A 26328-nucleotide genomic window follows, 5' to 3' on the forward strand; every position below is an offset into this window, starting at 1 on the left:
AAGCGCAGGATTTGACTTTATTTTCAGACTTTGTCGCTTTTTTGGTTATTGTGGAAGATTGCGTTATTTTTTTTGCTATATTGTCTATCATAACCCCTATGACGGACACTTTTTCTTTTTTGGGAGTTCTATTTGTCCGTCATGACCCCGATGACGGACACTTTTTCTATTTTCCATTAAGGCTTTAGCTGGACATTTAGCCCTATTTCTGTTTAAGTTTTCTGTATAGATAGAAATTTCAAAAAGATTAGGGGTTGGGGAATGTGATCAAATTTAAGAAGCCGGATGTAAAGAATTTTTATCGTACCTTTAATATTCAGTCTTTTACGGTGAGTCCAGACGAGAAACAGTTGGTTTTCAGTACCAATTTAACAGGGAAATACAATTTGTGGGCGATGGATTTGCCGAACCAGTATCCATATCCGCTGACATTCATTGACCAGACCTGTCAGGCCTTGCGTTATTCGCATGATGGAAGCTTTATGGTGGTTGGTTTCGATAATGATGGTGATGAAAATGGCCAGTTATATGCACTTCCTCCTGCAGGTGGCGAGATGGTGCCGCTCCGCACGGCTGAAGGACACAGGCATATGTTTCCGTTTTTATCTAAGGACGATCAACGTCTATACTATACTTCTACCAAGGGAAATGAGACCTATCTGAATATTTACCGTTATGATATTGAATCGGGTGAGGAGAGCATTGTCCTTGAGGGTGAGGGTGCTGCTTGCTTTTTAGTGGCTGTTGACGAAGAAGAAAATAATTTCGCCTATTTAAAACAATATGCGAATACATATGCGCCAGGATTTATCTTTCAGGATGGAAAATCGTACTCTCTGACACCAGAAACGGATGAGCAATTCACCGTTGGCGAGGGAGTGTTTGTTGGTGAGGAGTACTACTTTGTCACCACATATAGTGAGGATTTTGATTATCTTGCAAAATTCAATCTCAAGACTCATGAGTTCACCAAGGTTCTTTCGATCGAAAAAGAAGAGTTCGGCCCTATCCGATATGATAAGAGCTCAAACAGCCTTTATTTTGTTACTTCAAAAGGCGTCAATGATTATTTATATCAATACGATTTGGCAGAAGGCACATATACAAACAGTCAATTGCCAGCTTCGATCATCCAGGGTGGGACAGTCGCCAAGAGTGGGAATGTATACATTTTAGCCGGCTCTGCAACGAAGCCTAATAACATTTACATGAAGGAAGCGGGCAGTGATGAGTGGAAGATGCTGACGAACTTGGCTGTTCCAGGAGTCAAGGAAGAGGAGCTTGTTGATCCTGAAGGCCTGACATACCCTTCTTATGATGGTATGGTGATGGAAGCATTATTTTTCAAGGCCAAGCAAGAAGTGAGCAATGGCCATATTATCCTTTGGCCGCATGGTGGCCCGCAGGCTGCAGAGAGGAAATTTTTCCGTGCGATGTTCCAGTTCCTCGTGAACAGAGGCTACAGTATTTTTGCACCGAATTTCCGCGGATCAACGGGTTATGGTCTGGCTTTCACGAAGATGGTCGAGGGCAACTGGGGTGAAGGACCACGCCTTGATAATATTGCTGGCCTTGAGTACCTTTACGAAAACGGATTGGCTGACAGAGAGAAAACATTATTGATGGGTGGAAGCTTTGGTGGTTATATGGCATTGCTTTTGCACGGCCGCCATCCGGAATACTTTAAAGCAGTAGTGGACATTTTCGGACCATCCAATCTTTTCTCATTCATTGAATCCGTTCCTGAGCACTGGAAACCAATCATGAATCAGTGGGTTGGTGACCCGGTCAAGGACTTCGATAAGCTGACAGAGTATTCGCCGATCACTTATCTGGATACGATGACAAAACCAATGCTGATTATCCAGGGAGCAAACGACCCTCGCGTCGTTAAACAGGAATCAGACCAAATCGTCAAAGCCTTGCAGGAAAAAGGGCGCGAGGTGAAATATCTCGTACTTGAAGACGAGGGGCACGGATTCTCTAAAAAGGAAAACGAGATTCTTGTGAACACCACGATCCTTGAGTTTTTTGATCAGTTTGTTGAAGCGAAGGTTTTAGCAGAATAAATCTTTACTAACACTCCCCATCCATCGGAGAACATCCCGTGGAGGGGAGTTTTTTTATAGAGCAGCCGAGAGAGAGCACATATTTTAGCAGACATAACCGCCTGGACGCCCAGCTGGTTTTTCTTCATATTATTCCCAAGAGGCTCAAAATTACAATGACACTTTTTCAATGGCAAAAGGAGGAAGTGGATTTTAAGAGTAATGTGAGGCGCATTAGGGAAAATACATTCTGTTATCAGTAAAAGGAGGAATTTTTAATGGCAAAAGTATTAGCTGTTTTATCAAGTGGACATAAGGATGAGGAAAACAATTATGAAAACTGGCTGGTGGGGAGAAGAATTATTCGCCCCTATGCAGCTTCTTGAAGAGGCAGGCCATCAGGTAGACCTAGCCTCACCGCTTGGAGGCAAGCCGGTTATCGATAAAATGAGCATCAGTGAAGAATACGATCCGAAAGGTAAATATAAGAAGCTTTATGAGTCCGGGAAAGCGGATGATACGAGGAAGCTTTCAGATGTGAAGGCTGATGATTACGATGTCGTGCTTGTAGTAGGCGGACATGGTGCAATGTATGATTTGGCGAAAAATGAGGATCTGCACAATATCCTGAACAATATTTACGACGGCGGCGGCATTGTCGCTGCTGAATGTCATGGGCCTGCACCGCTAGTGTTTGCAAAGCGTCCAAATGGCGATAGCTTTATCGCTGGTAAAAAAGTGACCGGTTATCCAGATGAAATAGAGCCAGAAGGTTTGTTAGATATCCTTCCGTTCAGTCTCGAACAGGAAATGCGAAAAATCAGCGATTATGACCAGGGAGACCTTGAAAAGACAGGACATGCTGTCTGGGCGGACGAGCAGCTTGTGACGAGCCGGGATCCATTTTCTTCTGAGTTAATGGGAGAAGAGCTGGTTAAGGCACTGGAGAAGAAGGGGAAATAAATTCAGGCCTTAAGGAAAAAATAACTCAAGTTGGAAAATTCGTTAAGGAGTGTTGATGTAAGATGGCAAACGGGAATAAAGTCGCCGTTATCACAGGAGGCGGAAGTGGATTAGGACAGGCGACGGCAGTTAGATTAGCCGAAGAAAAAGTGAATATTGCAGTGGTTGATATCAGCGAGAAAGGTGGAAATGAAACAGTCGAGATGGTAAGAAAGCTCGGCGTCGAAGCTATTTTCATCAAAGCAGATGTTTCAAAGCAAGCAGATGTTAAAAATTATGTTGATCAGACCGTTGAACAATTCGGCAAAATCGACTACTTTTTTAATAATGCGGGAATCTCAGGAAGCGGTTCGTATTTCCTCGATTCATCCATTGAAGAAATTGAACAAATCGTCGGGATCAACCTTTTGGGAGCACTTTATGGTGTCCGTTATGTGGCGGAGGTTATGCTGAAGAATGGCGGAGGTTCGATTGTGAACACCGCTTCAAGTGCAGGGGTAATTGGTCAGGATTCGGTTGTGACCTATTCTGCTACAAAACACGGAATAATCGGTTTAACGAAGAGCATGGTCGCAGAGTATGGAAAAGATGGACTTCGGGTGAACGCCATTGCCCCGGGACCAACCGAGACACCAATGGTAAAGGCTTTTTACGAGGCAAATCCAGCAATGAAGGAAAACGCAACTAAAGGGATACCTCAGAGACGCTTGGGCAAGCCGGAGGAAGTAGCTGAACTGGTAACATTCCTGCTAATATCCAAAGCAGAGTATATTAATGGAGAAGTCATACGCATTGATGGCGGGTTTACTAACACGAAATAAAATGAAGATGAGCCGGGGCGATAGAGAATTTTGCCCCGGCTATTTTATTTTGATGAATCACCCTTGTTGTTGAGGTGTCTACCATCTATAAGCATTTTCGCATGTATTAGCAATTGGTTCATAGTAACAATGTTGCTTATATTGTCCTGCGAATGGCTGGTTGTACCATGTAGGAGGACAAGGAGCATACGGATTAAAATACCAAAGTGCATACTTGGAAGGTTGTTGTCTCCAATATTCCAAGGTTTGTTTAGCCAATCTCTTTTCTACACTTCTTGCTCTGTTATAAAAAACATTGCCCTTTTGTACAGCCTCGAATGAATAATTTCCTCCTTGAATTTGAAAAATTACGTCTCGTACAGACCTTAAATCTTTAAAATCCAGACAATTCGCTTTCAGTCGATTAACAACTACATTTCCAACCATAAGCATCCCCAGCGGTCCTTCACCTTCAGCTTCCGCCCTCATCATCCTTGCAATCAATGCAACGTCACTCTCGACATATTTTACCCTTGGCATTTTTATCACCTCTACAAGAATTGTATTAAAAACAGCTTGTAATAATGTTAAGAGGTTCAGAATAGCGTGAGATAACATCATTAGAGGTCTGGGACAAATCGTTTGCTCCATTTTGATTTAGCTTCGCTGAACTGAAAACTCAAGGGCTCTAATCGAAGGATGACATGGTTTAGAAATTATAAAAAGCAAGCATGTTAACGTACAAGAGAAGAAACATGACTCGGTCACAAGAATGCCGAACTTGTGCCCGAGAAAGAGGAGATTTACAAATTTAGGTCAAAAACCTAATACCATAAGAGGCGGAGTGTAAATCATTCAATCCCTTCACTCTTATAAAGCGCCGGGTTGGCGGTAGTGTTTAAACTCTGGGTTGACGCCCACAGGTTTCCGAGGAACCTTGGCATCATCTGCTGTGATGGAAGGATGGCATATCTTGAGAAATAGACAAAGAGTTTCAAGTAATTAAGTGCATTGCCAGGAAGGTGAATTTCTTTTGCATAAAACTCGTTTTCTGATACTGTTGCAAAGGATCTGGTCTCGAAACCTGAAATAAAACGAGTTTTCTCTCCTTTGTACTCATTCTCGATAAAATGGATTTTCTTGATAATCGTCGGGTCGTCGCTGCCATCGTAATTGGCTATCCTGGCCTGCTTAAAAGCTGAAACAGAATCCAGCTCAGGGACCAGCGAGAGGACATGGCCATATGCTTTATCGTGTCCTTCGTATATTGGTTTGATATCCAACTTGGCCATTAGATCAATCAGCTTAAGTGACTCATCTTTTAGATAGGGAGGCCTGAAAATCTGCCTCGAAAGCTTCAATTCATCGAGAGTGTCACATTCGAATCGTGTGAAGAAGTACCATTTCCCCTTATCATCGAGACTAATATCATGGGATTGACCATTCTTTTCCAATATGTAATCCTTAAAGCGAGTTTCTTTATCGAATGTAAAATCCCGCTCAGATTCCTTACCTGGAATGAAGCCAAAAGGAGGTTCAATTGGGACAGCAACCTCTGAGAAAAGTTTATCTTTCATATAAACAACACACCTTTATTAAAATCAAAGATACATACAGAATACCCATTATTATTTAAATGAACACTTGGAAGTGGTGATATGGCAATGATGAAAAGATTCAGATTCTTGATCCTGTTAATTTTTGTGCTTACAGGATGTCAACCCGAGGAGCAAGCTATTCCAGAGGAAGCTGCCGATCTTCCTGAACCTCCTGAATACATTCAGGCACCGGATGATATAGTCGATATGCATGGGGACATTACGAATTTAGAGAGGTTTTATACATTTGTGGAGCATGTTGAGCAAGGTGAAAAAGATAAAATCAGGATCGTTAATTATACAACTGAGGGAGCTCCTATGCTCCACGACCTCGAATTTGACGGCACAGAAATCCATTCAATCTATGATTCTACTAGAGACGGATACGGAACAGGGAGTATTGAAGAAGTAACCTGCAAAGGGGTTACAGTGGTTAAGAGAGAGTCACGCACTGACTATGTTTTAGAGGAGTGCAGCAACCAGAAGCAGGATGTAATAGTCCTGGTGATTGAAGATTAATAATTAATGCAGGAGGATTTTGGCCAATAATTGTAGAAACTTTCTAGAGACTATTTACAAGGAGTGAAAATTTCATGATAAAAAAAATCGGTCAAATTATGTTGTATGTAAATGATCAGGATGCTGCTGTAAAGTTCTGGACTGAAAAAGTCGGTTTTGTTGTTAAAGCAGAGGAGGATAATGGGCAAGGGTTTAGATGGATTGAGATCGCTCAGAGCTCAGATTCTGAAACAAGCATCGTACTCCATAATAAAGAATTTGTAGCCAAAATGTCGCCTGGACTCCATCTTGGTACACCATCTTTAATGTTTTATTCCGACAATCTTGAGGAATTGCGCAGTGACTTATCCAATAAAAATGTTATAGTCGGGGAAATTGTAAACATGCCTTCAGGAAAAGTATTTAATTTTGCTGATGATGAGGAGAATTACTTTGCAGTGATGCAAAAATAAAATTGCATAAAGCCAGCTGGCCTTGACCGTTTTCTTTAGAAAGCGGCTTTTTTAATGCCCCTTATTTTACAAGATCATGCTGAGTTTTTACTTTGGTATAAAAATAAATCGAGTATGAAAAGTCCGAATCATACTCGAATGCCAATTCTATTCCAAACAATCACATAAAGTATTCTTTGTACATAAAAAATGTGGCTATCACTGATCCAATTAAATAGAGAATCGAAGCGTAAAAAGCATATGAAGGTGAAAAAGTTTGTTTTGTGTGGTTCATTTTGATTCCCGTTTCACCCTGAACTTGCATATCAATGCTGCGGCTTGCAACTCCGCCTGTAGAGCTGAAGAAATAAATGAGAAATACACTGGCCAATCCCACAAAAACTGAAATATCTATAAAACTAAAATTCGTCAATAAAGTTACCCCAAAGTTAATTAAACCAATGGCTACCAGAGTTGCCAAAAAGCTAATGATTTTACCGATGATGAATACCCCCTTTTGAAGTAGTTACGATTAGCGAGAAGAAAAGTTTCAATTTTTTGTAAATTTATATGATAATTAGCTCAAGAGGGTCATTTTTTTAAGGAGGCAGAAGGTTGAAGAGGCTTATGATTATAACTGTTGGTAAAACTCACAGTGGAAAAACGACATTTGCCCGTGCTTTAGAAAAAGAATTGAGTAACTCTACGGTGATGGACCAGGACACCCATGCGGAATTCATCAATACTTATTATAAAAAGCTTCAACCCAAGGACGGGCCAAATACATTCAAGCACGCTATATCCAGGTTGATTGTCAATTACGCAATAGAACAGACTGATCATCATCTTATCATTTGCAACTCGAACCGAAGTCTAAAAGACCGGTTATACCTGTTTGGTGAACTGTTTCCCAAGGATGACTTTATACATATAATTGTCCATTTTGACATCCCATACCATGCCCTTCAAGCCCGTGTTGCCGAAACCACACGAGGGACCAATATATTCAGAGGTTCCTATACTAATTTTGAAGAAGTATTGAATAAGCAGATGGCTGATTCTTTAAAAGAGGATGTAATCGATCCAGTGGAGGGGGAAGCAGATCACTTATTTGTGATAAAGGACGACACAGAAGTTGAAACTGTTATTCTAGAAATTTTACAGATAGCCCGACAATAAATCGTTGGAGCTATCCTAATTGGGGGAGTTCACATTAATAAACTAGTCATTTTATTTGTTGTCTTATTGCTTGCAGCCTGTGGACCTAGATTAGATGAAAATGCTCAATTAGCAAAAGATTATTTAAAGGAGCAAGGGTACTCCATTAGGTCATATGAAGGGAGATATTCTTATATTATCGAAAGGGAACAATTAATTCATAAGCCAGACAGTTCGTTCTGGGCTGTTCAAACAGTTGAGCCTGATGCCTATATTGGAAAGGAAATCACGCAAGAGAGATTCATTGTAAAAAATCATCCTCTAAGTAAAATATACGGCCCGCAGAAAAGTTTTTCCTACAAGGTATCAGTCAGTGTTTTCATGTATAACGGAGAAATAATTGGCGGCATATCTAGCCCCGTTGGGAATGGGGTTGGAGGCTCCCCTTATTCACTCGATGGCAAAACTGCTGAAGAGGTAATAAAGGGGGACTATGCAGAATGGATTAAACAATGGAATGAGAAATATGGATATTAAGTATTTATCGTGCTGATCAAAAAAGGCAGCATTTTGCTATCAAGTATTTTCAATAAAGAGGAGGGCTGTTTTGGAAAAGAATTTTATATATTTACTCTTAATTATGGTGTTTTTTGTGGGTTATATATTCATATTTGATTATTTCTTTGGATATATTGAAATGATGTTTGCGCCTTATGGGCTTCTGATATTCATTTTACAAATTGGCTTTTCAATTGTGATCCTATTTCCTGCATCAATCATTACCACCAAGAAGATAGTCGAGATTATACAGGGATGACTGGGAAGTATTTATAAAAGGGGGATTGGATGGAAAGATTCGCTATTCTGTTTGTCTGTATTTTATTGATATTATCTGGCTGCACAACTACAAAGGAATACTATCAGTCGTTTAAAGGTACAAGTGAACACTGGTCTGCAGAGTTGATCCAAGAGGGGAAGGTCAAATATAGAGATCATGAGGAATTCGAAAACCATTATGAAATGGAATTTGAACGAAAACATACTTTAAAGCTAAAGTATATTGGCAATGAACCACATTTAGGGCGTACTGTGGAATTTTCATATAATTATGGCAAAGCAACTCAACAAGTATTAGAAGGCGATCCGTTTGATGTCAATGAGGTCTTCACTTCATCAAGTTCCAGCGAAGGCACTACCCATATCCCGAAAGACTCTAATTATAAACCACTCGATAATCAGGATACTACATTTGAAGTAATCATTAAGTGGAATGGTAAAGAGGAAAAAATTAAGTTGAAAGGTGAATGATTCTTTAGGTGTTTTGGTTGGTTTTGTAGTTTTTGTACTAACTTTGTTATCTACTAAGTATGTATCACTAAGTTCAATGTTGGCGAGTTTAGCATTATTTATTTATAGTCTAATATTTGAAGATAAAATTATCATAGCACTTTCTCTACTAATAAGCGTATCAATAATCATTCTTCATCGACAAAATATAAAGAGAATTCTAAATGGAACAGAGAACAAAATAGTCTAAAAATATAGATTATATTTGTTAAGATAGGTTTCCAACCGAGAGGAATGAACCAATGGATAAAGAAATGATTATACAAATAAGTCAATGTAAAATCTATGCTAAATTAGTGGGAGAGAATAATGGAAAGTCAACAGTAATAATGGATGCTGGATATGGAGACTTTTCTAAGGCCTGGAATTCAGTATTAAGGGAGATTTCAATGCTCTCTAGTGTACTAATTTATGATAGAGCTGGACTTGGGAAAAGTGAAAAAAGTAGTAACCCCAGAACCAGCCGTGAAATGGTGAAAGAATTAAAGGAACTACTGAGTGAAGCCCAAATCAAACCTCCCTACATATTAGTAGGTCATTCATTTGGTGGAGTTAATATGCGGATGTTTGCTACAGAATATCCAAATGAAGTTAGTGGTTTAGTCCTGATTGACTCTACGCCTGAAGACTACAGAGAAAGATTTCTCCCCACGATGTCACAAAATTTTCAGCAAGCATATAACAAGCAATTCGTTTACGAAGGAAATTATGATGAATTTATGGAAAGCCTTAAGCAATTAAAAGAAACTAGAAAAAAATTAAACGTACCATTAATTGTTCTTTCGGCGGGTAAGAAAGCTCATTATTCTATGGAATCACAAGGGTTATGGAATGAAATGCAGAGAGAGATTCTTGAAATATCCTCAGATGGAGAAATGATAATTGCAGAAAATAGTGCTCACTATATACAAAATTACGAACCGGAAGTAGTAGTCTCTGCAATAAAAAAGTTAGTTGAGAATAAAAAGGTTTAGATTGTGAAGATTTATGCTTAAACTCTAAGGTGCGTTAATCCACGCAGGTTTAACCACCTTTTTTGTTTAACTCCTTATTGAACAAACGGTGCAGTTTAGCAGTTGAAGAAAGTTAGTGCACATTATTCCATATATTGTATAATTAGTTTATTAAACTAATAAGTAATTCACTTAAGGGGATCTTATGAGGAATTTAGGGTTATTTATAACAATTCTTTTGTTTTCAATAATTTTTATCAACATTACAGCAGTCAAATCACCTACTATAACTCCAGAAGAAACAGTTGAAAATCTACAGAAAGCAATAAATGATGCGGACTCAAAACTTTTTGAGAGGTTGTTTGTCAAAAACTACATTACCGATAATTTTCTTTCAGCAAATATGGATATTCAAGAGTTTTTCAAATATACAAAAGATGTAAGCATTACTAATGTAAGTTTAGTAAGCAAAAATGATAGCGATGCAACTATTAAGTGCATTTTTTATAATAACATTGCTGATGAAGCCTTAAAACTAAATCTAGAAATAAACTTACAAAAAAGTGATTCATCTTGGTTGATTTACAATATGGAAATTAATAAGTAATATTCTTAAAGCATATTAAGTGTTTAATTAAATAAATAAAATAGCCTTGTTGTATAGACTGAATAACGGAAAGAGTTAATACAGAGGCATTATGGGAAGGAGTGGAAAAATACAACTCCATTTTCCTTATTAAGCTGAGTATAATTATTACCTTTTACGGAGGAACAAAATCGTTGATATTAAATCCTGAGGAGTATGCAAAAGTTTGTAAATGTTCATTGCAATTAGCAGAAAAAAGATGTTCTTACTTTAATAATTTATACAACAAGCTCCTTCAAATTATTTGTCCTTCCTGTAAGGCTGATTATACTAAATTGCAGTACAATGATGATGGAAAAAATGAAGATTCAACCTTTTTTATTGAGTGTATCGCTTGTAATGATAAATTTTCTCTTGGTGATTCCAGATTGCGTGATTGGGTAGCTTCAGGAGGTTTGTTTGATCAGGTGTTAGATGTAATCAAATATGGTAAGAGTTCAGTAATGGGTTTTGAATATGGTGATTTATCAGAAGAAGAGTGGATTCAATTTGTAACGGAGTCAACTAAAAAATTATATAATGATGATTTGTAAATAAGTGTGTTTAACCAAAGGGGTGCGACGGTTCAAGGAGGATTATCGCCTTTTTTGTTGAATTCCTTATTGAACGAACGGAGCAGGTTAGTGATCAGGAAGATAATTTTAAGTTTGCTAGTATGGATAAATTAGGAAGTTAAATATTTAAGTGGTATTGTAACCTGTATTAAAAACGCACCTATCTTCTAAATACCGATTCCTAACTGGTTCGGTAAAATGATAGGTGTGTTTTTTTCCAGTAAATAGAAATAATCGTTCCGTTTCGACATATATGTTAATAAAGGGGTAACAAGAAGAAACTCCTTAAGTGGTTGGTAGTGCTTTCTATACTATACTGATTGGAGAGGACTTGATATAGGAGGTCAAAAAGATGGAGAAGTATTGTATGTATTTAAAGAAAACAGAGCCGGTAGTAACATTTAAGTCTGGTGAACACATTTTCCCAGCCGGTATAGGGGGTATTCAGAAACTTCCTATGGAATATGTAAGCCATAATGCTAACAATGCGTTTTCCGCAATGGAAGGGCAAGTTATGAAGAAGTCCCTTTTAGCACTGCCCCGACAATTTGTAGGGCCAGGTAAGAGAGGGAACATAACTAATCCTAAGAAAGCGACACAAGGCGCAGTTAGCTTAATGAGTGGCGTAATTAATCCAAATACAGTTGAATTTGGATATATAAGTTTAGGAAGACCATATAGTATTTCTCAAATCAAAATAAATATAAATGGTAGCTGTCAGTTTATTTCAGACAAGTCTTTCGGTGATGTTGGTCAACAGACCATAGACTTTACTAAGAACTTGGGTAATTATAACGGCAGGTATACATTGCACGAGGATGAGCGATTTAGTCAGGATGAGTTTCTTCTAGGGGTTCATGAAGGTAAATGGTATGTAGGTCTAAGCAATAAAGACCTTGAATTGGAAGTTGCTAATTTTGTAAAGAAATTAGTTGAACAAAAACCATTCGAGAAGCAAACCCCGGATTATGGAACGGTGCATCCAAGAGTACACCAAACACTTGAGTTTGATGATAGGTATTTCAGGGTCTGTGCCAAAACAATCTTCAATTACCTTGCCTTTGTAAAAGGTCGAGACTTCGTATTACAGGTTTGCTTCGATCCTATACGAGATTGGATTGTAAATGGCGGCGAAAACACATTTGCCACATTGACCGAAAAAGAGATGGATTTCTCTGCAATTTCATTTCCTGATCAAGCACATAAACTGTTAATCACTCAGAAAGGGAATATTTTATTTGGTCATATAAGTTTTTACGGTAATGGGTTCGAAACCGTAGTGAAACTAAGTGATAACTTTGAGGGTTTGTTCAATTTAGAGGGTTTTATCTGTGACTGGCAAAACAGGCAAGAGTATAAACTCCTTGATTATCTTAATTCAAGAGTTGAACGGTAATAGGTTGAAGCTGCCTGGACAGCATTCCGATGATAAAACTAAGTTTGTGAAGTAATGTACTTAAACAAACGGGTGCAAGAGTTCAAAAAGCAACGCAAATTGCGTTGCTTCTTCTCATGGTTAGAAGTATTTCTGGTAAAACTCCTGTCTGAGCCTACCACTTAATTGAGCATATTTTCGAGTGGTTTCACTTTTCTCGTGGCCCAAAAGACTCTGAATGACTTCTACAGGTGCTCCATTTTTTAATAAGTGGGTAGCATAGCTGTGTCTCAATTGGTGTGAGTGAATTTCCATATCGATGCCGGCACGGGCTGAGATTTTCTTTATGTAATACCTCATTTGCGCAATACTCATCCTGTGTGGCTGCCTCTCCGTTACAAAAATGGCTGGATCCTAATCCTTGCGGCTATCGATGTATCGCTTGAGCCATAATTCTGCTCGAATATTAAAATAGACTTCACGTTCCTTATCACCCTTTCCCCTGACGATTGCGGAACGGTTAGACCAATTAATGCAATTGCGATCAAGAGCAGCGATTTCTCCAATTCTGCAGCCAGTTGAAAACATAAATTCGAAAAGTGCTTTTTCCATAGGACTTAGACAGGCTTCACGTAAAAGTTCAATCTCCCTTTCTGATAGAAACTTTGGAATTCTCTAGCCCGCTTTAGGCTCCTTGATCTTTGCTGCTGGATTAAGGGGTATATGCCTTTCCTCGTGACACCAGCGAAACAATGACTTCATAAATCGAATCCTGTGAGCCATACTAGAGGGTTTTAAGTCCTTACCTTGAGTAGCAAGATATTCCTTTAACCTTTCTGTGTCGAAACTATCAATATTCGGATCATTAAAATAACCAATGAGTAGCCTTGCTTGGATTCCATATGCTTTTAAAGTATAAGGAGAAAAGCCTTCTATACGTTTATCAGCTTCATAGGATTTCCACGCAGTTGATAATAACAAATAAATTCCTCCCATTTAATTGGATACTAAGAGGAATTATTGCCTGTTTTATAGAAATTAAGACTCAAGGTATTCAATAGTAATGAAAGATTTATTCCAAGACTATTAATGTAAAGATATAGCTAGGTAAGGAGAGTTAGAAATGACCTACTGGGAAACGAAAACAATTAATACCACACGCGGAAACTTTGAGGTCTTTGTAAAAGGAGAGGGTAACAATTTGCGTCACTCATCATTATTCAGAGTTTAATCATACAGGTGATTACTTTGCAGATTCTTTGACAGAGAATAATACAGTTTACCTTGTGAATTTAAAAGAAGCTGGAAATTCAAGTAAGGCTAATGAAGCTCATGAGTTGAGTATGTTTGATGCTATTTACGACCTTGAAGCAATCCGAGAGGCGTTGGGTTATGCCGAATGGACATTTGCCGGGCACTCGACAGGAGGTATGATAGGAGTCATCTACGGTATTCATTTTTCTGCGTCTCTTACTTCGCTAATAATTGTCGGGGCAGCTGCAAGGAAATATGCTAATTCATCCTCTGAATGTATCTATCATCCTGACCACCCACAGTTCGATCGAATGCAGCAACTTATTGAGACTTTAAAACGCTCTGATTTATCACCTAGTGAAAGGGAGATTTTCTCAAAAGAGAGAACGAAACTGTCTCTATTTCACCCGGATAAGTATGATGAATACTTTTCTTTAGGCATACATAAAAAGGTGTCTGCTCCAAGAATGAACTTTTTTATTAGGGAAGAAATGAAATTTGATGTAACTCGTTAGTTAGATAAGGTCTCAACAAATACTTTAATACTGAGTGGCCGATACGATGTACAATGCCCGCTTTCTTTCTCCGTAGAAATTAATGAGTTAATACCAAATTCACAACTATTTGTTTTTAACGAAAGCAATCATTACCCCTTCCTTGAAGAAAAGTCGTTGTTTAGACAAGTCATCTTAACTTACTTAAAAGAAAAGGTGTCTTATTGAACTATAGGGGCAGTAATGTTGAAGAAGGATTTTCATTATGCACATCGTATTTAATTAGAAACTATATATGGAGTATATACAATATGAACCAGTACCTGATAGGTATCCATAAAGGTGAATTATCAAATCTTCAGCTTAATGAAATAATAGAAATCACTTCAAATTTTTTAAAGAATTCAATAACCACGATATCAATATCCTCTCCAGAAATACTGACCTTAATAGTAAGTGAAGAAAAGTCACAATTATCTGCTGGACTTACCGACCAGTATTACTTACTAACTAATGAACTGCAAAGACTCAAACAATATGAAGATAATTTCTATTTCGTTTACGATTACAGAAATAGAAAGTTAGTGGAGAATCCTTTGGCAAAGTGTTTTCCGCTAATAAAACTAACGATAAGTGGTACTCAGTTGCAAAATGTGATTCAAACAGTTAAAGACATAAAACAAGACGTATTTGCAGGTTTCAAAATAAAGTCTGAGGAATCTGGCTTACTGACTGTTGAAGTTCTTCTTACTTCTCCATTTTTAGAGATGATTTATAAAGGTGAAGTAATACCTGAATCGTTGCGAAGCAATAAGCACTATTTATATTTAAGCCGACTAACAGAACTACTTTCAGTTCCTACATTAAGTAACTCTGTCCAAACAAATTACATTAGAGATTTAAGACAAAAAGGGGTGTTTTTATGATAGAAGTGAAAAAGGCAGAGATTGAGCATATAAACGGAATTATCAAGGTTTGTTCAGAAGGTTATAAAGATACATATATGGAAACCCATTCAGAAGTATATATAGAAAGAATTATCAAAGAATTTTACAACTATGAACGGATACATAATGAAGTCATACATACAAGTAGCGGCTGGGATGGATGGTATGTAGCGACAGAAAAAAACATCGTTACTGGAGCAATAGGCGGTGGTCTTATCAGCAAAGACCAAAGTGAAATATTCGTGCTTTATTTAGATCCAAACCGTCGTGGAGAGGGAATTGGGACAAGACTTTTACAAGCGATTACAGAAGTTCAAAGAAGCAAAGGTGCAACAAATCAATGGGTTTCGGTTGCCAAAGGTAATACAAAAGGGATCCCTTTTTATGAGGCAAGACAATTTCAATTTGTCCAAGAACAAACAAGTTTCGCTAATACGGATGGTGAAAGTTATGTATCATTGAGGTATTGCAGAGCTATATAATGATATCAAAGTGTGGAATTTGTTAGTTGATGTTCTTAGTTATTCATTGCCGTTTCAAAAATGAGATTGTGAACAAATATACTTAAACTATCGGGTGCTTATCTTCAATAACGTGCTACTATAAAGAAAGCTCAGAGCATAATGGCTCCGAGCTTTTTTCGTGTTAATTTTATTGCTAAAGTGTTCTGCTAATTCAAATACGAATTACAATGCGAAAAGCATTGCAAATTCGAATTTTGTACTTCAAAACCGAACCCGTTAATCTAATCCTTACAAGCTTTTAAATTATCCTATCCATAATTCATATGTTGGTAGCGGCCTTTGATAATTTGGTAGATGCCGTATAAAATCAAACCAGCTGCCACAATTGCCAGTAAAATTTGTCCGAATGGCTGGTTTGCGAGTTCTGTTAATGCACCGCCCAATCCTTTTGATTCATTTGGATTGTGTGTATATGCAGTGCGGATGAAGAAAAACCCAACCATACTTAAAACAATTCCCCTGGAGATTAGACCAATTTTACCTGAAAGGAGTGCGATTTTGCGCTCCTTATCATTCATTTCATAGGTTTTGAATCTGGATATGAATTTTCCTTTTGCACCACTATATAGTTCATAAAAGCCGTAGCCCATAATAATCGCGCCGACTATCCCCACCAGCCAAACGCCAAATGGCTGCTCCATTAACTTGGCCGAAATCGTTTTCTCCGAATTCCCTTCGTTGGCTGAACCAGTATTGCTGGCTAATTTTATTGCACCCAAAGCTAAATTCGTATAAATAAGTCCGCTTAAGAAATAGCCTGTCCTTTTAATCAATCCCTTGGGATCCGTTCCTTCATTTTCAGGATCTTTAATCGCTTTGATAAAATCCCACATAATGTAACCGATTAAGCCAATTCCAATGAACAATAGGGCAACTTCACCGAATGGAATTGCAGCGAGCGATTGAAGAGCACCCGAGGTTCCGGTCGTGTTACCGCTGGATCCGAATGCAGCTAAGGCAGCCAGCACTCCAACCATAACGTAGACAAGACCTTTGGCAATGTAGCCAAAACGAGCAAACCGCCTAACCCACGGTTTTACTTCCCTCAGTTTACTTCTGACTTCTATAGTTGACTGCGTATTCATGGATTGAACACTTCCTCTATGAATCTCTGATTAATAAGATGTTCCCCTTTTGCCTTAAAAAGAAACCTGCGGCCGTATCAAGTCGGGTTTTCCTCATACAACCTGAATGGTTTCAACACTCTCCATTGCGGGAAAAGTAAAAGATACATTCTATCTTAGGAGGTTCGCACTATGCCATATAATTCATTAAAAGACCTGCCAGATGCAGTAAAAGATAACCTGCCACATCATGCCCAGGAAATTTTCAAAGAGGCTTTCAATTCAGCCTCAGAGCAATACGATGAAGAAGAAACAGCCTTTAAGGTGGCATGGAGTGCCGTTAAAAATGAGTATGAAAAGAATGAAGATGATGAATGGGTAAGGAAAGAAGAAGATTAATAGATGGTATAGTTTTAAAACTTAATAGATAAGGGCTTCCCACAGGGAGCCCTTTTTACAAAGAATTTTGCCATCGGATCTTTTTTAATTGTGTTGCTGGAGTTTTCTTTTTATAATGCGAATCTGTCCTCGGTGGCTGATTTCGTCTTCAAGCACGTGGAACCAAAGATAGTAATAATTATGTCGCACACCATTATCCCACTGTCTTTCTTCGAATAACCAATCATCGCTATAACTCTTTAATTGAGACAACGTTCGTTCTCTAACTAGTGCGAGCTCATTTAAGTAAAAATCAAGATGATTAAACTTTATAGTTTCTCTGGCATGGTGTCCAAGTTCTAATGCAGCCTGCCACTTCAATAGCTCTTTGCTGTTAATATCACGTTCCTCAAACGTAATTACCTGATGGACAAATTCAATGGAGGCTATATGCATCAACAGTGCTCCAATTGAATTTGATTCTTCATCTGTGAGATAATCTAAATCCATTTGAGTTAGATCACTGATATCCTTTAGGGTAACTGCTCTGGTGTGTTCAAGCATTGAAACTAATTCGCCGATCCTTTCCGAGTAACCCTCAACGGAGCTAATCCTATAATTAATCATATAACATCCTCCTTGCAGTCTAACTTAAGGGTAACAGCAATTAGGAAAAATAATAGACTGATAAAAAATGGTTAGATATGGTATAATTTAAATATACAGAGCAAACTGATTTTTTCAGTCTTGCTCTTTTTTTATGAAAAATTATTGAAACGTTTTACATATCCCGTTTGTCTAACAGTGGAAGAAGGGAGGGGCACTGGTTTGGCAGATATCAAAAAGGTACGCCGTGCAATCAAAGGGAACAAAAAGGCATTCCAGGAATTAATGGAAGATGAGAAAGCGAAACTTTACAAGATAGCGTATGTTTATATGAAAAATGAAGCCGATGCGCTGGAAGTTTTTCAGGAGACGGTTTATAAAGCTCTTGTGTCGATTGGAAATTTGAAGGAAGAACGATATTTCTCTACGTGGCTGACGAGGATTCTCATCAACAATGCCGTTGATCTTTTACGGAAAAAGAAAAGGGTCATCCCGATGGAACGGGATGCGCTTGAAAGTAAGAGTCCCGCCTATATCGAGAGTGACCGGCACTCTGAATTGCTTGAGGCTGTGATGGAGCTGGAGGAAAAGTATAAAGAAGTGTTGATTCTTCGGTTCTATAAGGACTTATCGGTAAAGGAAATCGCTGAAATCCTCGACTGCCCTGAGGGTACAGTTAAAACGAAAATCCACCGGGGCGTGAACTTATTAAGAGGTAGATTAAAGGAGGATTGTGTGAATGAGTAGACAATTCCCGGATTTAAAAAATGAAATGGACCAAATCTCCGTGCCAGTCGAAAAACTAGATAACATTATTGCACAGACAGTTAGTGGAACAAAGATGAAGAAGCCTAAAAAGCGAATAGTTTGGTACTCAATGAGTGCTGCGGTTGTAGGGTTTGGCTTATTTATCGGCTCAGCGATGGTCTCCCCTGCGATGGCGAAGGTTGCCTCAAATATCCCGGTCGTTGGAACCTTTTTCAATGATATAGGAGATGAGGGGCTAAAGATAGCTGGACAAAAAGGATTAACGCAGGTAGTTAATCAGACAGCAAAGGATAATGGTATCACATTGACCATTAATGAGGTATTTTACGATGGAACGCGATTGACATTAGGATACACGCAGGAATCCCTTTTGCCGCTAGGCGAACTTGAGCGCCCGGTAATCAAAGCAGATGGAAAGGAAATCAACTTCAGTTCCGGTTATTCTGGTGAATTTATAACACCGCAGAAATATAAGGGAGTAGTTGAAATTACGCCGACAGAGGAACTTCCTGAGCAATTTGATATGAAGGTTCAATTTGATTCAGTAGGTCTTGTGCCGGGTATTTGGTCGTTTCAGTTCCCTGTCAGACAATCAAACGAGGTCAAGGTAATCAGGCTTTCCGAAGTGTTAAAGCTTAAGGGTGCTGAGCTAAATGTTGACTCATTGAAGGTGGGGCCTGCTGGCACAGTTCTGAATATGAATGTCATTGCAGACTCGGGATTGTTTGATCCTCATAATCTGGAATTCTACTTGATCGATGATAAAGGGAGTGTCATCAACTTCTTGAATGGCAGGGTTAATAGTGAGACAGTCGATGGAAAAGAGTATGCCGCACTTCAAAGACTCTATGAGCCTCTTGATGATCGTGTACGGAGAGTTAAAGTTATACCTTATCGTATAGAATTTCCGCTGGAAGATTTAAAAGAAGAATCGGTTAAGCTGGATAACATCCAGTTGCCTTTTACGATGAGCCAGGGAGAATTTGGTGAGATTATTATTACGGATATCGATTATACAGACAACCGTACAATCGTTTACTATGATGTCAAAAGTGAAGCGCTCCTTGATAATTATGCATCCATGAACCCGCTTTGGATTGAAGATTCAAATGGAAAGAAGCTGATACTGGATGAAAAGCCTTTTGCAGAACGAATCAAGGATCAAAGTTTTAAAAAAGAATTCGATACTGGCAAAAAGAAGGGATTGACACTGAAAACACGTCACCAGCCTTTACCGGAAATGTTTGAAGGATTTGAAATTGAAATTCCTGAGAAATAAAAGAAGCAGCAAAGGAATGACGTATGCAGTTACGCATACGTCATTTCTTTGTAATGGGTCTAATCCACTTTTTTTCGATTAGACTAAGTTTTGATTGCCCATTTAAATTTCAAAGTCGAGCAATTTGTTAGACTGGAACAACTTCAAATACAGTTCCCTGGTTATAATCCGTCACTTTCATTGAGCCATAGACTCCTAAAAACATCCTGGATTGATCGAGGTTTGTTCCTAGACTGACATAATAAGCAGATTGAGAGCCAAAGTCATAATCTGTTTCAATGATACTAAAATCATTCAATATACCATCTGGCCTGAACCAGGTATAAGCTAAAAACCCCTGATCTGGTTCTTCATTGTTTTTAGCCCGGGAAAGGTCGGTGAAGACCACGCTTCCTGATAACTCAGGGATTGATTTTCCCATATAGGGCTGGACACCAGTAAGTGCAGTTCCTCCATATTTATCAGATCGAGGTTCTTGATGAAAATAATTCGTCAAAGGGGGCAGACGCCTGACTGAAGTTTTTACTGCTTCAGCATAAAAAGCAATTGTTTTCTCATCCAGAGTCGAATTCTCAGAACAGCTTTTTATAATTGGAGTAGGGAAAGCACCTTCCCAACCTCGCCAGCCAAAATTAATGAACCCTTCGTTCTTCGTTCTCCCCGAAGAAGTATGAGTAAGCTGGGTTACAGGAATGGGCCGATAATGAGTGAATGAAAAAATGGACTCGGCAAAATCCTGTCCGACATTTCCGGCATACTTGATGTACTGGTTATACAATCTTTGATAGGCGATACCTGGAATATTACGGACCCCTTTGGCTATGACAGTAAGTGTCTCCTGAATAGAAGGGGGAATCTCATCAAACCGGGTAACTGAAGGTGGATTTGAGCTAAAAGCATTTTTGCTTATATCGATTTCGATGATCTTACCGGCAATCTCCATTTCATCCTGGCTTAAATTAAAGGGATCATAACCAGACCCGCCATCACCTGTAGTTAAAACAAGTCTGCCTGTTTCAGGTGAAAAGTTTAAGCTATTGACCCCATTATGATTAAAAAAAGGCCTCTTCAGATTAAGCAGTTTCCTTCGTCTTTGAGTTTGGCCATTCGATTGAAAAATCCATTCTTCAACTGTATCGATATGATCGTATTCCGTTTCTCTATTCTTCCACTTAAGATTTAAGGTTTCCGGATCACAGGGCTCGGGCTGAAAAGAACCAGAACGAGCCCCAGGCCCTTGAGTTCCAGCAACTGAATAATGAAGGTAAAATAGACCGTTGTAATTAAACTCGGGATGAAACGCTAGTCCGAGCAGCCCACGTTCATCATATCCTCCATTGGAAACACCCAGTTTAATTACACGTTGGCGAATATCCAAAAAAGTTCTTATAACTCCGTTGCTTATATAAAATATTTCCCCTGGCTGGGTCGCGATAAATAAGCTATCAATAGAGTCACCCGGCAGGACAGCTGTTTTTATGACAGTGGGTAAATTTATCCTGCCTGCAATGGGACGTAATTTAACTTTAACTTTCCTCATCTTTTTCGCCTCCTTGTTAATGGTTTTTTATAAGAATATGAGCAAGACTAATCCGTAAGTACCGAATCAAGATGATGTTTATAACGGAAGCGTTTCGTGAACGTTGTTGGCCCGCCTTTGATGAAATTAAAAAAATCGAGATGGACTGTCAAATAATTGTGACGTGAGGGTACAATGGCTTGTCTCTTTTTTTAGTGGAAAATTCTGCTGATTTTATAATGGAAAAAATTTATACTATTGATAGAGAGTTATAGATTAAGAGGAGTTCTGAAAATGTACAAAGTTATGCTAATAGAAGATGATCATCAGCTTTGTGGACTAATCAAGGAAAGTTTGGAGCGCTATGGATACGAAGTAGTGTTACCAAAGCATTTTACCAATATAGAAGAAGAGTTCTTAACAATCAATCCGGATTTAGTCTTACTGGATATAAATCTGCCATATTATGATGGCTATTATTTGTGCAGAAGTTTCCGTCAGAAATCTACCGTCCCGATCCTGATGATCTCTGCCCGAAGCCAGGAAATGGACCAAATCATGGCGATTGAACTAGGGGCCGATGATTTTATCACGAAGCCTTTTACATTTGTGATGCTGCAGTCAAAAGTCAAAGCTACATTGCGAAGAGTGTACGGAGAATATTCTGTGAAGGATGACAAAAACATCTGTGCAGGTTCATTATGCCTGGACGAAAAGACAATGAGTCTTGAGTATAAGGGAATGAAAGTTGAGCTTTCCAAAAATGTTTTTAAACTGCTGAAAAAAATGATGGAAAACAAGAATTCGTTTGTCTCTAGAGAAGAGCTGATTGAAGAAGTATGGGATTCGGTCACTTTCGTGGATGATAACACGCTAACAGTAAATGTGACGAGAATTAAACAAACTCTTTCAGATCTTGGTTTAAAGGATTTAATCAAAAGCAAAAGAGGAGTAGGGTACATGCTTCAGTATCCTGAGGGAGATTAACATGCTCAAAGCTTTTTTAAAGGACAGGCTTCTGCTGATTATGATATACATATTGAATTTGGCCAGTATCCTGCTGTTTTTCTATCTTATTGTACCGGCGGATATGGAGTTTTTCTACCCGGTGTCGATTGGCCTGTTTTTGCTGGTGGTTTATTTGGTGATGGACTGGCTGCGATTCTACCCTGCGAACTCTGCAGTTGCACAACAGTTTAGGAATCAGGACGCAGAGCTCAAAGCTCATACGGAGGAACAGAAAGCTTTTACGAATTTGATATCCAAGACAGTTAGTGAAAACTCAAAAAAATACAACGAATTGAAGGAGCAAAATAAAGAAAGAATCTATTTTCTGTCCCACTGGATGCACCATTTAAAGACACCAGTATCAGTGATCGAATTGATCATCAATAAAGAAGAAACATCAGTGGTGCTTAATAAGATTCAACAGGAAAACAAACGCCTGCAGTCTTCTATAGAACAAGGTTTAACAATGATCAGAATGGACAGCTTTGAAAATGACTATGAACTTAAGAGTGTTGATTTGCTCTCAACATTGCGTAAGCTGATTAACGCCCGAAAAAGAGAGTGCATTTACCAGTCCATTTTCCCTTCAATTGAGTTTGAGGAAGAGCAAGCAATTATTATCACCGACCCAAAGTGGAATGAGATTTTAATTGACCAGATTATTTCCAATGCCATTAAGTACTCTGGGGAAAAGGAAGGAAACAAAAAGCTTGTTTTTCAGATTGAAAGAAAGGGCGAACACATTTGTCTATCACTTGTTGATCAAGGAGTGGGAATCCCAGACTATGATTTAGAGCGGGTGTTCCAGCCATTTTTTACAGGTGAAAATGGACGTAAGTATCCAAACTCAACTGGAATCGGATTGTATCTTAGTAAAAAAATTGCCGACAAACTCGGAGCTGCGATTGAGATCCAATCCAAGTCAGGCAAAGGGACGACGGTCCGAATCAAGTGGCTAGCCGGTTAAAGTGATTGAATACCTTACAAAAGTGTAAGGTATTTTTTGGCGTCATCGATGGCTGCCTGAAAATGAACCAATTAGGATGTAGATATAAGGGTCAGGTTAGCGAACTGGTAACTAGTTCGGACAAAAATTGGGGAAGAACTGATGGAATCTCCTAAGTCAGTGACACCTTGGTTAAAGATTGCGGGGTGAGCTGTTAAATGTCCGAACCCGGTGCAACTTGGAAAGAAATTTAAGGGGGAAAAGGATGGCTATTTTAGAAGCAAATAATATAGTGAAGGTGTATGGTGGGTCGAGTGGAGATAGTTCAACCACTGCTTTGGATGGGGTCAGTTTTACGGTTAAAGAAGGAGAGTTTGTTGCTATAATGGGGCCTTCTGGCAGCGGTAAAACAACTTTGCTGAACATTCTTAGCGGCATTGATCAGCTTACTTCTGGGGAAGTGAAAATTGCCGGTCAGGAAGTAAGCGAAATGTCAGGCGATGAACTTGCCCTATTCCGCCGTAGGAAGCTAGGGTTTGTGTTTCAGGAGTTCAATCTTTTGGACAGCTTGACGGTTAAGGAAAATATTATGCTGCCAATGGTGCTGGAAAAGAAATCGGCGAGCGAAATGGAAGTGAAAGTACAGGAGTTGGCTCAACTTTTCGAAATTCAATCTACCTTGGATAAGTACCCTTACAACATATCTGGCGGACAGCAGCAGCGAACCGCGGTCAGCCGCGCGCTGGTAAATGAGCCTGCCATCATATTCGCTGATGAACCAACAGGGAATTTAGATTCTAAAGCCTCCGCAATCATCATGGAGTGTTTTGAAAAAATCGTTTCCGAATTTAAGACAACAGTCCTCCTTGTCACGCATGATGTTTTCGCAGCCAGTTATTGTCAAAAGGTAGTTTTTATCAAAGACGGGAAGATTCATTCGAGTATCGTGAAAAAAGGGGACAGGAAGGAGTTCCTGGATCGAATCATGGATAACTTAGCCGTCCTTGGAGGGAGAACCTATGACATTTAACCAAATTGTCTGGAAGATGGCGAAAGTTAATTATAAGAAATATATCTTTTATTACCTATGCAACAGTTTTGCGGTGATGTTCTTCTTTATGTTCTCGACCGTTTATTTTAACAACAGGGTTGAGCAAGGGAAGAAATTGGAGAGCCTTCAGGATGCTCTTTCTATACCTGGTGCTGCACTGATCATTTTTACTGTTTTCTTCATCAGCTATGCCCACAGTGTTTTTATCAAACAGAGAAGAAGTGAGTTTGGGCTGTTCATGACTCTGGGTATGGCAAGAAGAGACATCACTAAATTGCTGCTCCTTGAAAATGGTGTGATTGCAATACTCTCCATTCTCTCGGGTTTACTTGCTGGAGCCGTATTCTCCAGACTATTTTTCATGCTGTTAATGAATTTAATCGAACTTAAAGGTGTTCCATTTCATTTCTCTGGTAAAATGTTTGTTTTCTCAATAGGAGCTTTTCTGGCAGTGTTTTTGCTGGCTGTCGGAAAATCATTGTTTGAGACGCTAAGAAGCAGCCTGATCTTAAGCATGAAAAGCAACAGATTTGCGGAGACGCTTAAAATGAGAAGTCCTTTCATAGGAGCATTTGGTCTGCTTATAATGATCGGTTCTCTATTGATTCTGCATTTTACCTTTGAGGAATCCTCAGGGGCACTCCTCCCGCTTTGGACAATAGCGATGTTTTTGGGTTTATATATTTCCCTTAGCCAATCTGGCAGTTTCCTTATCAATATAGCGAAAAAATTCCCAGGATTTTATTATCGCAGATTGCTTTTCCTGAGCAGCCTTGAGTATAAGTTTAAACAACTGACATCCATTATTATGCTTTTGACTGTGATGATCATGATTACGATTCTTTATAGCGCGTTATTATTGACGTTTTACAAGGGTTCGGAAAAGGATGCTGTTAATAACAATCCATATGACATAGCTTTTTTTCAGTCAGAAACAAAGAACTTAATTTCAGATGCTGAACTTAAAGAAACATTTGAATGGGAAGAGCATTTAAAGATTCCGATCTTCAATTACTATGAAAAAATGATTTATGTTGAAGGATATCAAACTTATCACTTTATGTCACTAGAGGACTTCAATAAATTGACGTCACAGCGGGCAAAGCTGAAAAATACAGAATTTCTGTTTTATTTAAATTCTGAACCAGAATTTGCTCATACTGAAATTACCGAATCCCTAAAGCTCTCAATAATGGGCGAAGAGAAAACTTTTACCCTGAAGGATAAGGTGATTGAAAGAAATATTAACCTTCTGCCCAAGACGCATGAATTCATTGTGGTGAATACGGAAGTGTTGGAGAATTTAAGGCAATCAGTTAATGGATACGAATTGATGCTTCATTTATTGAACCTATCAGATTGGAAAGAGAGCGAAAAGGCAGTTGAACAATTAAAAGGACAATTCCAGGCCGGGAATCGAGAAACACCTCCAATGGATTATCCTGATATACCTTATACTTCCGAAGAAGATCTTTTCCGTATTGCTTCTAAAATAGGGGACTATCAAACAAACAAAACAACCAACGGAATGATGTTCTATGTTACCACATTCTTAAGCATCTTGTTCTTTTTTGGCACCTTTGTACTATTATATCTAAATCTATTTTCCGAAATGGATACTGAAAAAATGAAGTATCGGAAACTAAACAAAATAGGGATGTCTTCAAATGAAATCAAGCAAAACGTAACAAAAGAATTAGCCACGATATATTTCGTTCCAACCATACTAGGAACAACGCTGGCCTTTTTGTACCTGGCAATCTTGTCAACAGATGTCGGAGGAATTATGCAAAATCCAGAAATGTTGATGCACTTCCTGCAGATTGGCGGAATTTACGTGGTGAGCCAGGTGGGGTCCTTCTTTTATGCGAGGAAAAAGATGTTGTGGCAGATGATAAATTAGAACTTAAGCCGCCGCTTTCCAAAGAGGAAGGCGGTTTAATTTTTCTGCCAACATCGACTGATTTATTTTTTATTAATGGTTATCCTTTAAATCGAATGAAATCTCAACTCTACTAAAGGGTTGGGATTTTTTAGTGGGTTTTTAAAAGGATTTTATATGTCATCAAGCGAATAGGTTAAAGGTTAATAATATACT

Annotated in this window: 28 protein-coding genes and 2 pseudogenes; 23 read left to right on the plus strand and 7 right to left on the minus strand. The window is 38.7% G+C overall.

Annotated features, from left to right (window positions below):
* The first annotated feature begins 263 nt into the window (after positions 1-263).
* The 3 genes from J7E37_RS21290 (at position 264) to J7E37_RS21300 (ending at position 3832) form a co-directional block, all read left to right on the plus strand.
* The gene (locus tag J7E37_RS21290) at positions 264-2069 is read left to right on the plus strand and encodes a S9 family peptidase (protein WP_215027010.1); all 1806 of its coding nucleotides are present in this window, start codon (positions 264-266) and stop codon (positions 2067-2069) included.
* A 351-nt stretch (positions 2070-2420) separates the two neighbouring features.
* Positions 2421-3011: a type 1 glutamine amidotransferase domain-containing protein gene (locus J7E37_RS21295; protein WP_251009818.1), complete on the plus strand. Its 591-nt coding sequence runs from the start codon at positions 2421-2423 to the stop codon at positions 3009-3011.
* A gap of 62 nt (positions 3012-3073) precedes the next feature.
* Positions 3074-3832 carry an SDR family NAD(P)-dependent oxidoreductase gene (locus J7E37_RS21300; RefSeq protein ID WP_215027013.1) on the plus strand — a complete coding sequence of 253 codons (759 nt, stop codon included), beginning with the start codon at positions 3074-3076 and terminating at the stop codon, positions 3830-3832.
* 78 nt (positions 3833-3910) lie between these two features.
* On the opposite strand, the gene J7E37_RS21305 is transcribed toward J7E37_RS21300, so the two are convergent.
* Both J7E37_RS21305 and J7E37_RS21310 read right to left on the minus strand, forming a co-directional pair.
* Entirely contained in the window at positions 3911-4351 is a 441-nt protein-coding gene (locus J7E37_RS21305) for a cell wall hydrolase (protein ID WP_214783672.1), read from the minus strand.
* A 311-nt stretch (positions 4352-4662) separates the two neighbouring features.
* Positions 4663-5388 (minus strand): hypothetical protein, encoded by a 726-nt coding sequence (locus tag J7E37_RS21310; protein ID WP_215027017.1) that lies wholly within the window; start codon positions 5386-5388, stop codon positions 4663-4665.
* 87 nt (positions 5389-5475) lie between these two features.
* Between J7E37_RS21310 and J7E37_RS21315 the strand changes: the two genes are divergently transcribed.
* On the plus strand, positions 5476-5928 hold the full coding sequence (locus J7E37_RS21315) for a DUF4362 domain-containing protein (RefSeq protein WP_215027020.1): 453 nt from the start codon (positions 5476-5478) through the stop codon (positions 5926-5928).
* A 74-nt stretch (positions 5929-6002) separates the two neighbouring features.
* The gene (locus tag J7E37_RS21320; RefSeq protein ID WP_214783376.1) at positions 6003-6380 is read left to right on the plus strand and encodes a VOC family protein; all 378 of its coding nucleotides are present in this window, start codon (positions 6003-6005) and stop codon (positions 6378-6380) included.
* 160 nt (positions 6381-6540) lie between these two features.
* Here the strand turns inward: J7E37_RS21320 and J7E37_RS21325 are convergent, their stop codons facing one another.
* Complete coding sequence (locus tag J7E37_RS21325; protein ID WP_215027023.1) at positions 6541-6792, minus strand: hypothetical protein; 252 nt, start codon at positions 6790-6792, stop codon at positions 6541-6543.
* A 182-nt stretch (positions 6793-6974) separates the two neighbouring features.
* On the opposite strand from J7E37_RS21325, the gene J7E37_RS21330 reads away from it, so the two are divergent.
* The 8 genes from J7E37_RS21330 to J7E37_RS21365 all read left to right on the plus strand — a co-directional run bounded on the left by J7E37_RS21330 (position 6975) and on the right by J7E37_RS21365 (position 12413).
* Complete coding sequence (locus tag J7E37_RS21330; RefSeq protein WP_215027026.1) at positions 6975-7538, plus strand: ATP-binding protein; 564 nt, start codon at positions 6975-6977, stop codon at positions 7536-7538.
* Positions 7539-7604: 66 nt separating this feature from the next.
* On the plus strand, positions 7605-8054 hold the full coding sequence (locus J7E37_RS21335) for a hypothetical protein (RefSeq protein WP_215027029.1): 450 nt from the start codon (positions 7605-7607) through the stop codon (positions 8052-8054).
* 309 nt (positions 8055-8363) lie between these two features.
* On the plus strand, positions 8364-8825 hold the full coding sequence (locus J7E37_RS21340; protein ID WP_215027032.1) for a hypothetical protein: 462 nt from the start codon (positions 8364-8366) through the stop codon (positions 8823-8825).
* Positions 8818-9054 (plus strand): glycerol-3-phosphate acyltransferase, encoded by a 237-nt coding sequence (locus J7E37_RS21345; RefSeq protein ID WP_353050058.1) that lies wholly within the window; start codon positions 8818-8820, stop codon positions 9052-9054. Before J7E37_RS21340 ends, J7E37_RS21345 begins: the two co-directional genes overlap by 8 nt.
* Positions 9055-9106: 52 nt before the next feature.
* On the plus strand, positions 9107-9838 hold the full coding sequence (locus tag J7E37_RS21350) for an alpha/beta fold hydrolase (protein ID WP_215027035.1): 732 nt from the start codon (positions 9107-9109) through the stop codon (positions 9836-9838).
* Positions 9839-10022: 184 nt separating this feature from the next.
* Positions 10023-10424 (plus strand): hypothetical protein, encoded by a 402-nt coding sequence (locus J7E37_RS21355; RefSeq protein WP_215027038.1) that lies wholly within the window; start codon positions 10023-10025, stop codon positions 10422-10424.
* A 173-nt stretch (positions 10425-10597) separates the two neighbouring features.
* Positions 10598-10996 carry a hypothetical protein gene (locus J7E37_RS21360; protein ID WP_215027041.1) on the plus strand — a complete coding sequence of 133 codons (399 nt, stop codon included), beginning with the start codon at positions 10598-10600 and terminating at the stop codon, positions 10994-10996.
* A 373-nt stretch (positions 10997-11369) separates the two neighbouring features.
* A complete protein-coding gene (locus J7E37_RS21365; protein WP_215027044.1) occupies positions 11370-12413 on the plus strand; it encodes a hypothetical protein in 1044 nt (347 codons plus the stop codon).
* Positions 12414-12533: 120 nt separating this feature from the next.
* Here the strand turns inward: J7E37_RS21365 and J7E37_RS21370 are convergent.
* Positions 12534-13373, minus strand: a pseudogene (locus tag J7E37_RS21370) (tyrosine-type recombinase/integrase).
* Positions 13374-13515: 142 nt separating this feature from the next.
* On the opposite strand from J7E37_RS21370, the pseudogene J7E37_RS22680 reads away from it, so the two are divergent.
* The 3 genes and pseudogenes from J7E37_RS22680 to J7E37_RS21385 all read left to right on the plus strand — a co-directional run bounded on the left by J7E37_RS22680 (position 13516) and on the right by J7E37_RS21385 (position 15569).
* Positions 13516-14368, plus strand: a pseudogene (locus J7E37_RS22680) (alpha/beta fold hydrolase).
* An 83-nt stretch (positions 14369-14451) separates the two neighbouring features.
* Positions 14452-15066 (plus strand): hypothetical protein, encoded by a 615-nt coding sequence (locus J7E37_RS21380; RefSeq protein WP_215027047.1) that lies wholly within the window; start codon positions 14452-14454, stop codon positions 15064-15066.
* Entirely contained in the window at positions 15063-15569 is a 507-nt protein-coding gene (locus tag J7E37_RS21385) for a GNAT family N-acetyltransferase (RefSeq protein WP_215027050.1), read from the plus strand. The genes J7E37_RS21380 and J7E37_RS21385 overlap by 4 nt, the downstream gene beginning before the upstream one ends.
* Positions 15570-15859: 290 nt before the next feature.
* Here J7E37_RS21385 and J7E37_RS21390 read toward each other — a convergent pair whose 3' ends face one another.
* Positions 15860-16696: a DUF1206 domain-containing protein gene (locus J7E37_RS21390; protein WP_215027052.1), complete on the minus strand. Its 837-nt coding sequence runs from the start codon at positions 16694-16696 to the stop codon at positions 15860-15862.
* A 171-nt stretch (positions 16697-16867) separates the two neighbouring features.
* Here J7E37_RS21390 and J7E37_RS21395 point away from each other — a divergent pair, with 171 nt between their 5' ends.
* Positions 16868-17074, plus strand: a complete 207-nt coding sequence (locus tag J7E37_RS21395; protein ID WP_167830650.1) for a ChaB family protein — start codon at positions 16868-16870, stop codon at positions 17072-17074.
* Between the two features lie 84 nt (positions 17075-17158).
* Here J7E37_RS21395 and J7E37_RS21400 read toward each other — a convergent pair whose 3' ends face one another.
* Positions 17159-17680 carry a DinB family protein gene (locus J7E37_RS21400; protein ID WP_215027055.1) on the minus strand — a complete coding sequence of 174 codons (522 nt, stop codon included), beginning with the start codon at positions 17678-17680 and terminating at the stop codon, positions 17159-17161.
* A 201-nt stretch (positions 17681-17881) separates the two neighbouring features.
* Here J7E37_RS21400 and J7E37_RS21405 point away from each other — a divergent pair, with 201 nt between their 5' ends.
* Together J7E37_RS21405 and J7E37_RS21410 are read left to right on the plus strand one after the other, a co-directional pair.
* Positions 17882-18406: a sigma-70 family RNA polymerase sigma factor gene (locus J7E37_RS21405; RefSeq protein WP_215027058.1), complete on the plus strand. Its 525-nt coding sequence runs from the start codon at positions 17882-17884 to the stop codon at positions 18404-18406.
* The gene (locus J7E37_RS21410) at positions 18399-19706 is read left to right on the plus strand and encodes a DUF4179 domain-containing protein (protein ID WP_215027061.1); all 1308 of its coding nucleotides are present in this window, start codon (positions 18399-18401) and stop codon (positions 19704-19706) included. The genes J7E37_RS21405 and J7E37_RS21410 overlap by 8 nt, the downstream gene beginning before the upstream one ends.
* A 127-nt stretch (positions 19707-19833) precedes the next feature.
* On the opposite strand, the gene J7E37_RS21415 is transcribed toward J7E37_RS21410, so the two are convergent.
* On the minus strand, positions 19834-21246 hold the full coding sequence (locus J7E37_RS21415) for a PQQ-dependent sugar dehydrogenase (protein WP_215027065.1): 1413 nt from the start codon (positions 21244-21246) through the stop codon (positions 19834-19836).
* 273 nt (positions 21247-21519) lie between these two features.
* On the opposite strand from J7E37_RS21415, the gene J7E37_RS21420 reads away from it, so the two are divergent.
* The 4 genes from J7E37_RS21420 to J7E37_RS21435 all read left to right on the plus strand — a co-directional run bounded on the left by J7E37_RS21420 (position 21520) and on the right by J7E37_RS21435 (position 26133).
* Entirely contained in the window at positions 21520-22212 is a 693-nt protein-coding gene (locus J7E37_RS21420) for a response regulator transcription factor (RefSeq protein ID WP_214783409.1), read from the plus strand.
* Position 22213: 1 nt separating this feature from the next.
* Positions 22214-23200: a sensor histidine kinase gene (locus tag J7E37_RS21425; RefSeq protein ID WP_215027068.1), complete on the plus strand. Its 987-nt coding sequence runs from the start codon at positions 22214-22216 to the stop codon at positions 23198-23200.
* Between the two features lie 244 nt (positions 23201-23444).
* On the plus strand, positions 23445-24209 hold the full coding sequence (locus tag J7E37_RS21430) for an ABC transporter ATP-binding protein (protein WP_215027071.1): 765 nt from the start codon (positions 23445-23447) through the stop codon (positions 24207-24209).
* Positions 24199-26133: an FtsX-like permease family protein gene (locus tag J7E37_RS21435; RefSeq protein ID WP_215027074.1), complete on the plus strand. Its 1935-nt coding sequence runs from the start codon at positions 24199-24201 to the stop codon at positions 26131-26133. The genes J7E37_RS21430 and J7E37_RS21435 overlap by 11 nt, the downstream gene beginning before the upstream one ends.
* The last annotated feature ends 195 nt before the right edge of the window (positions 26134-26328 follow it).

Origin of the sequence: Bacillus sp. ISL-39, assembly GCF_018613295.1 — a bacterium.
In the GTDB taxonomy this organism is placed as follows: domain Bacteria; phylum Bacillota; class Bacilli; order Bacillales; family Cytobacillaceae; genus Mesobacillus.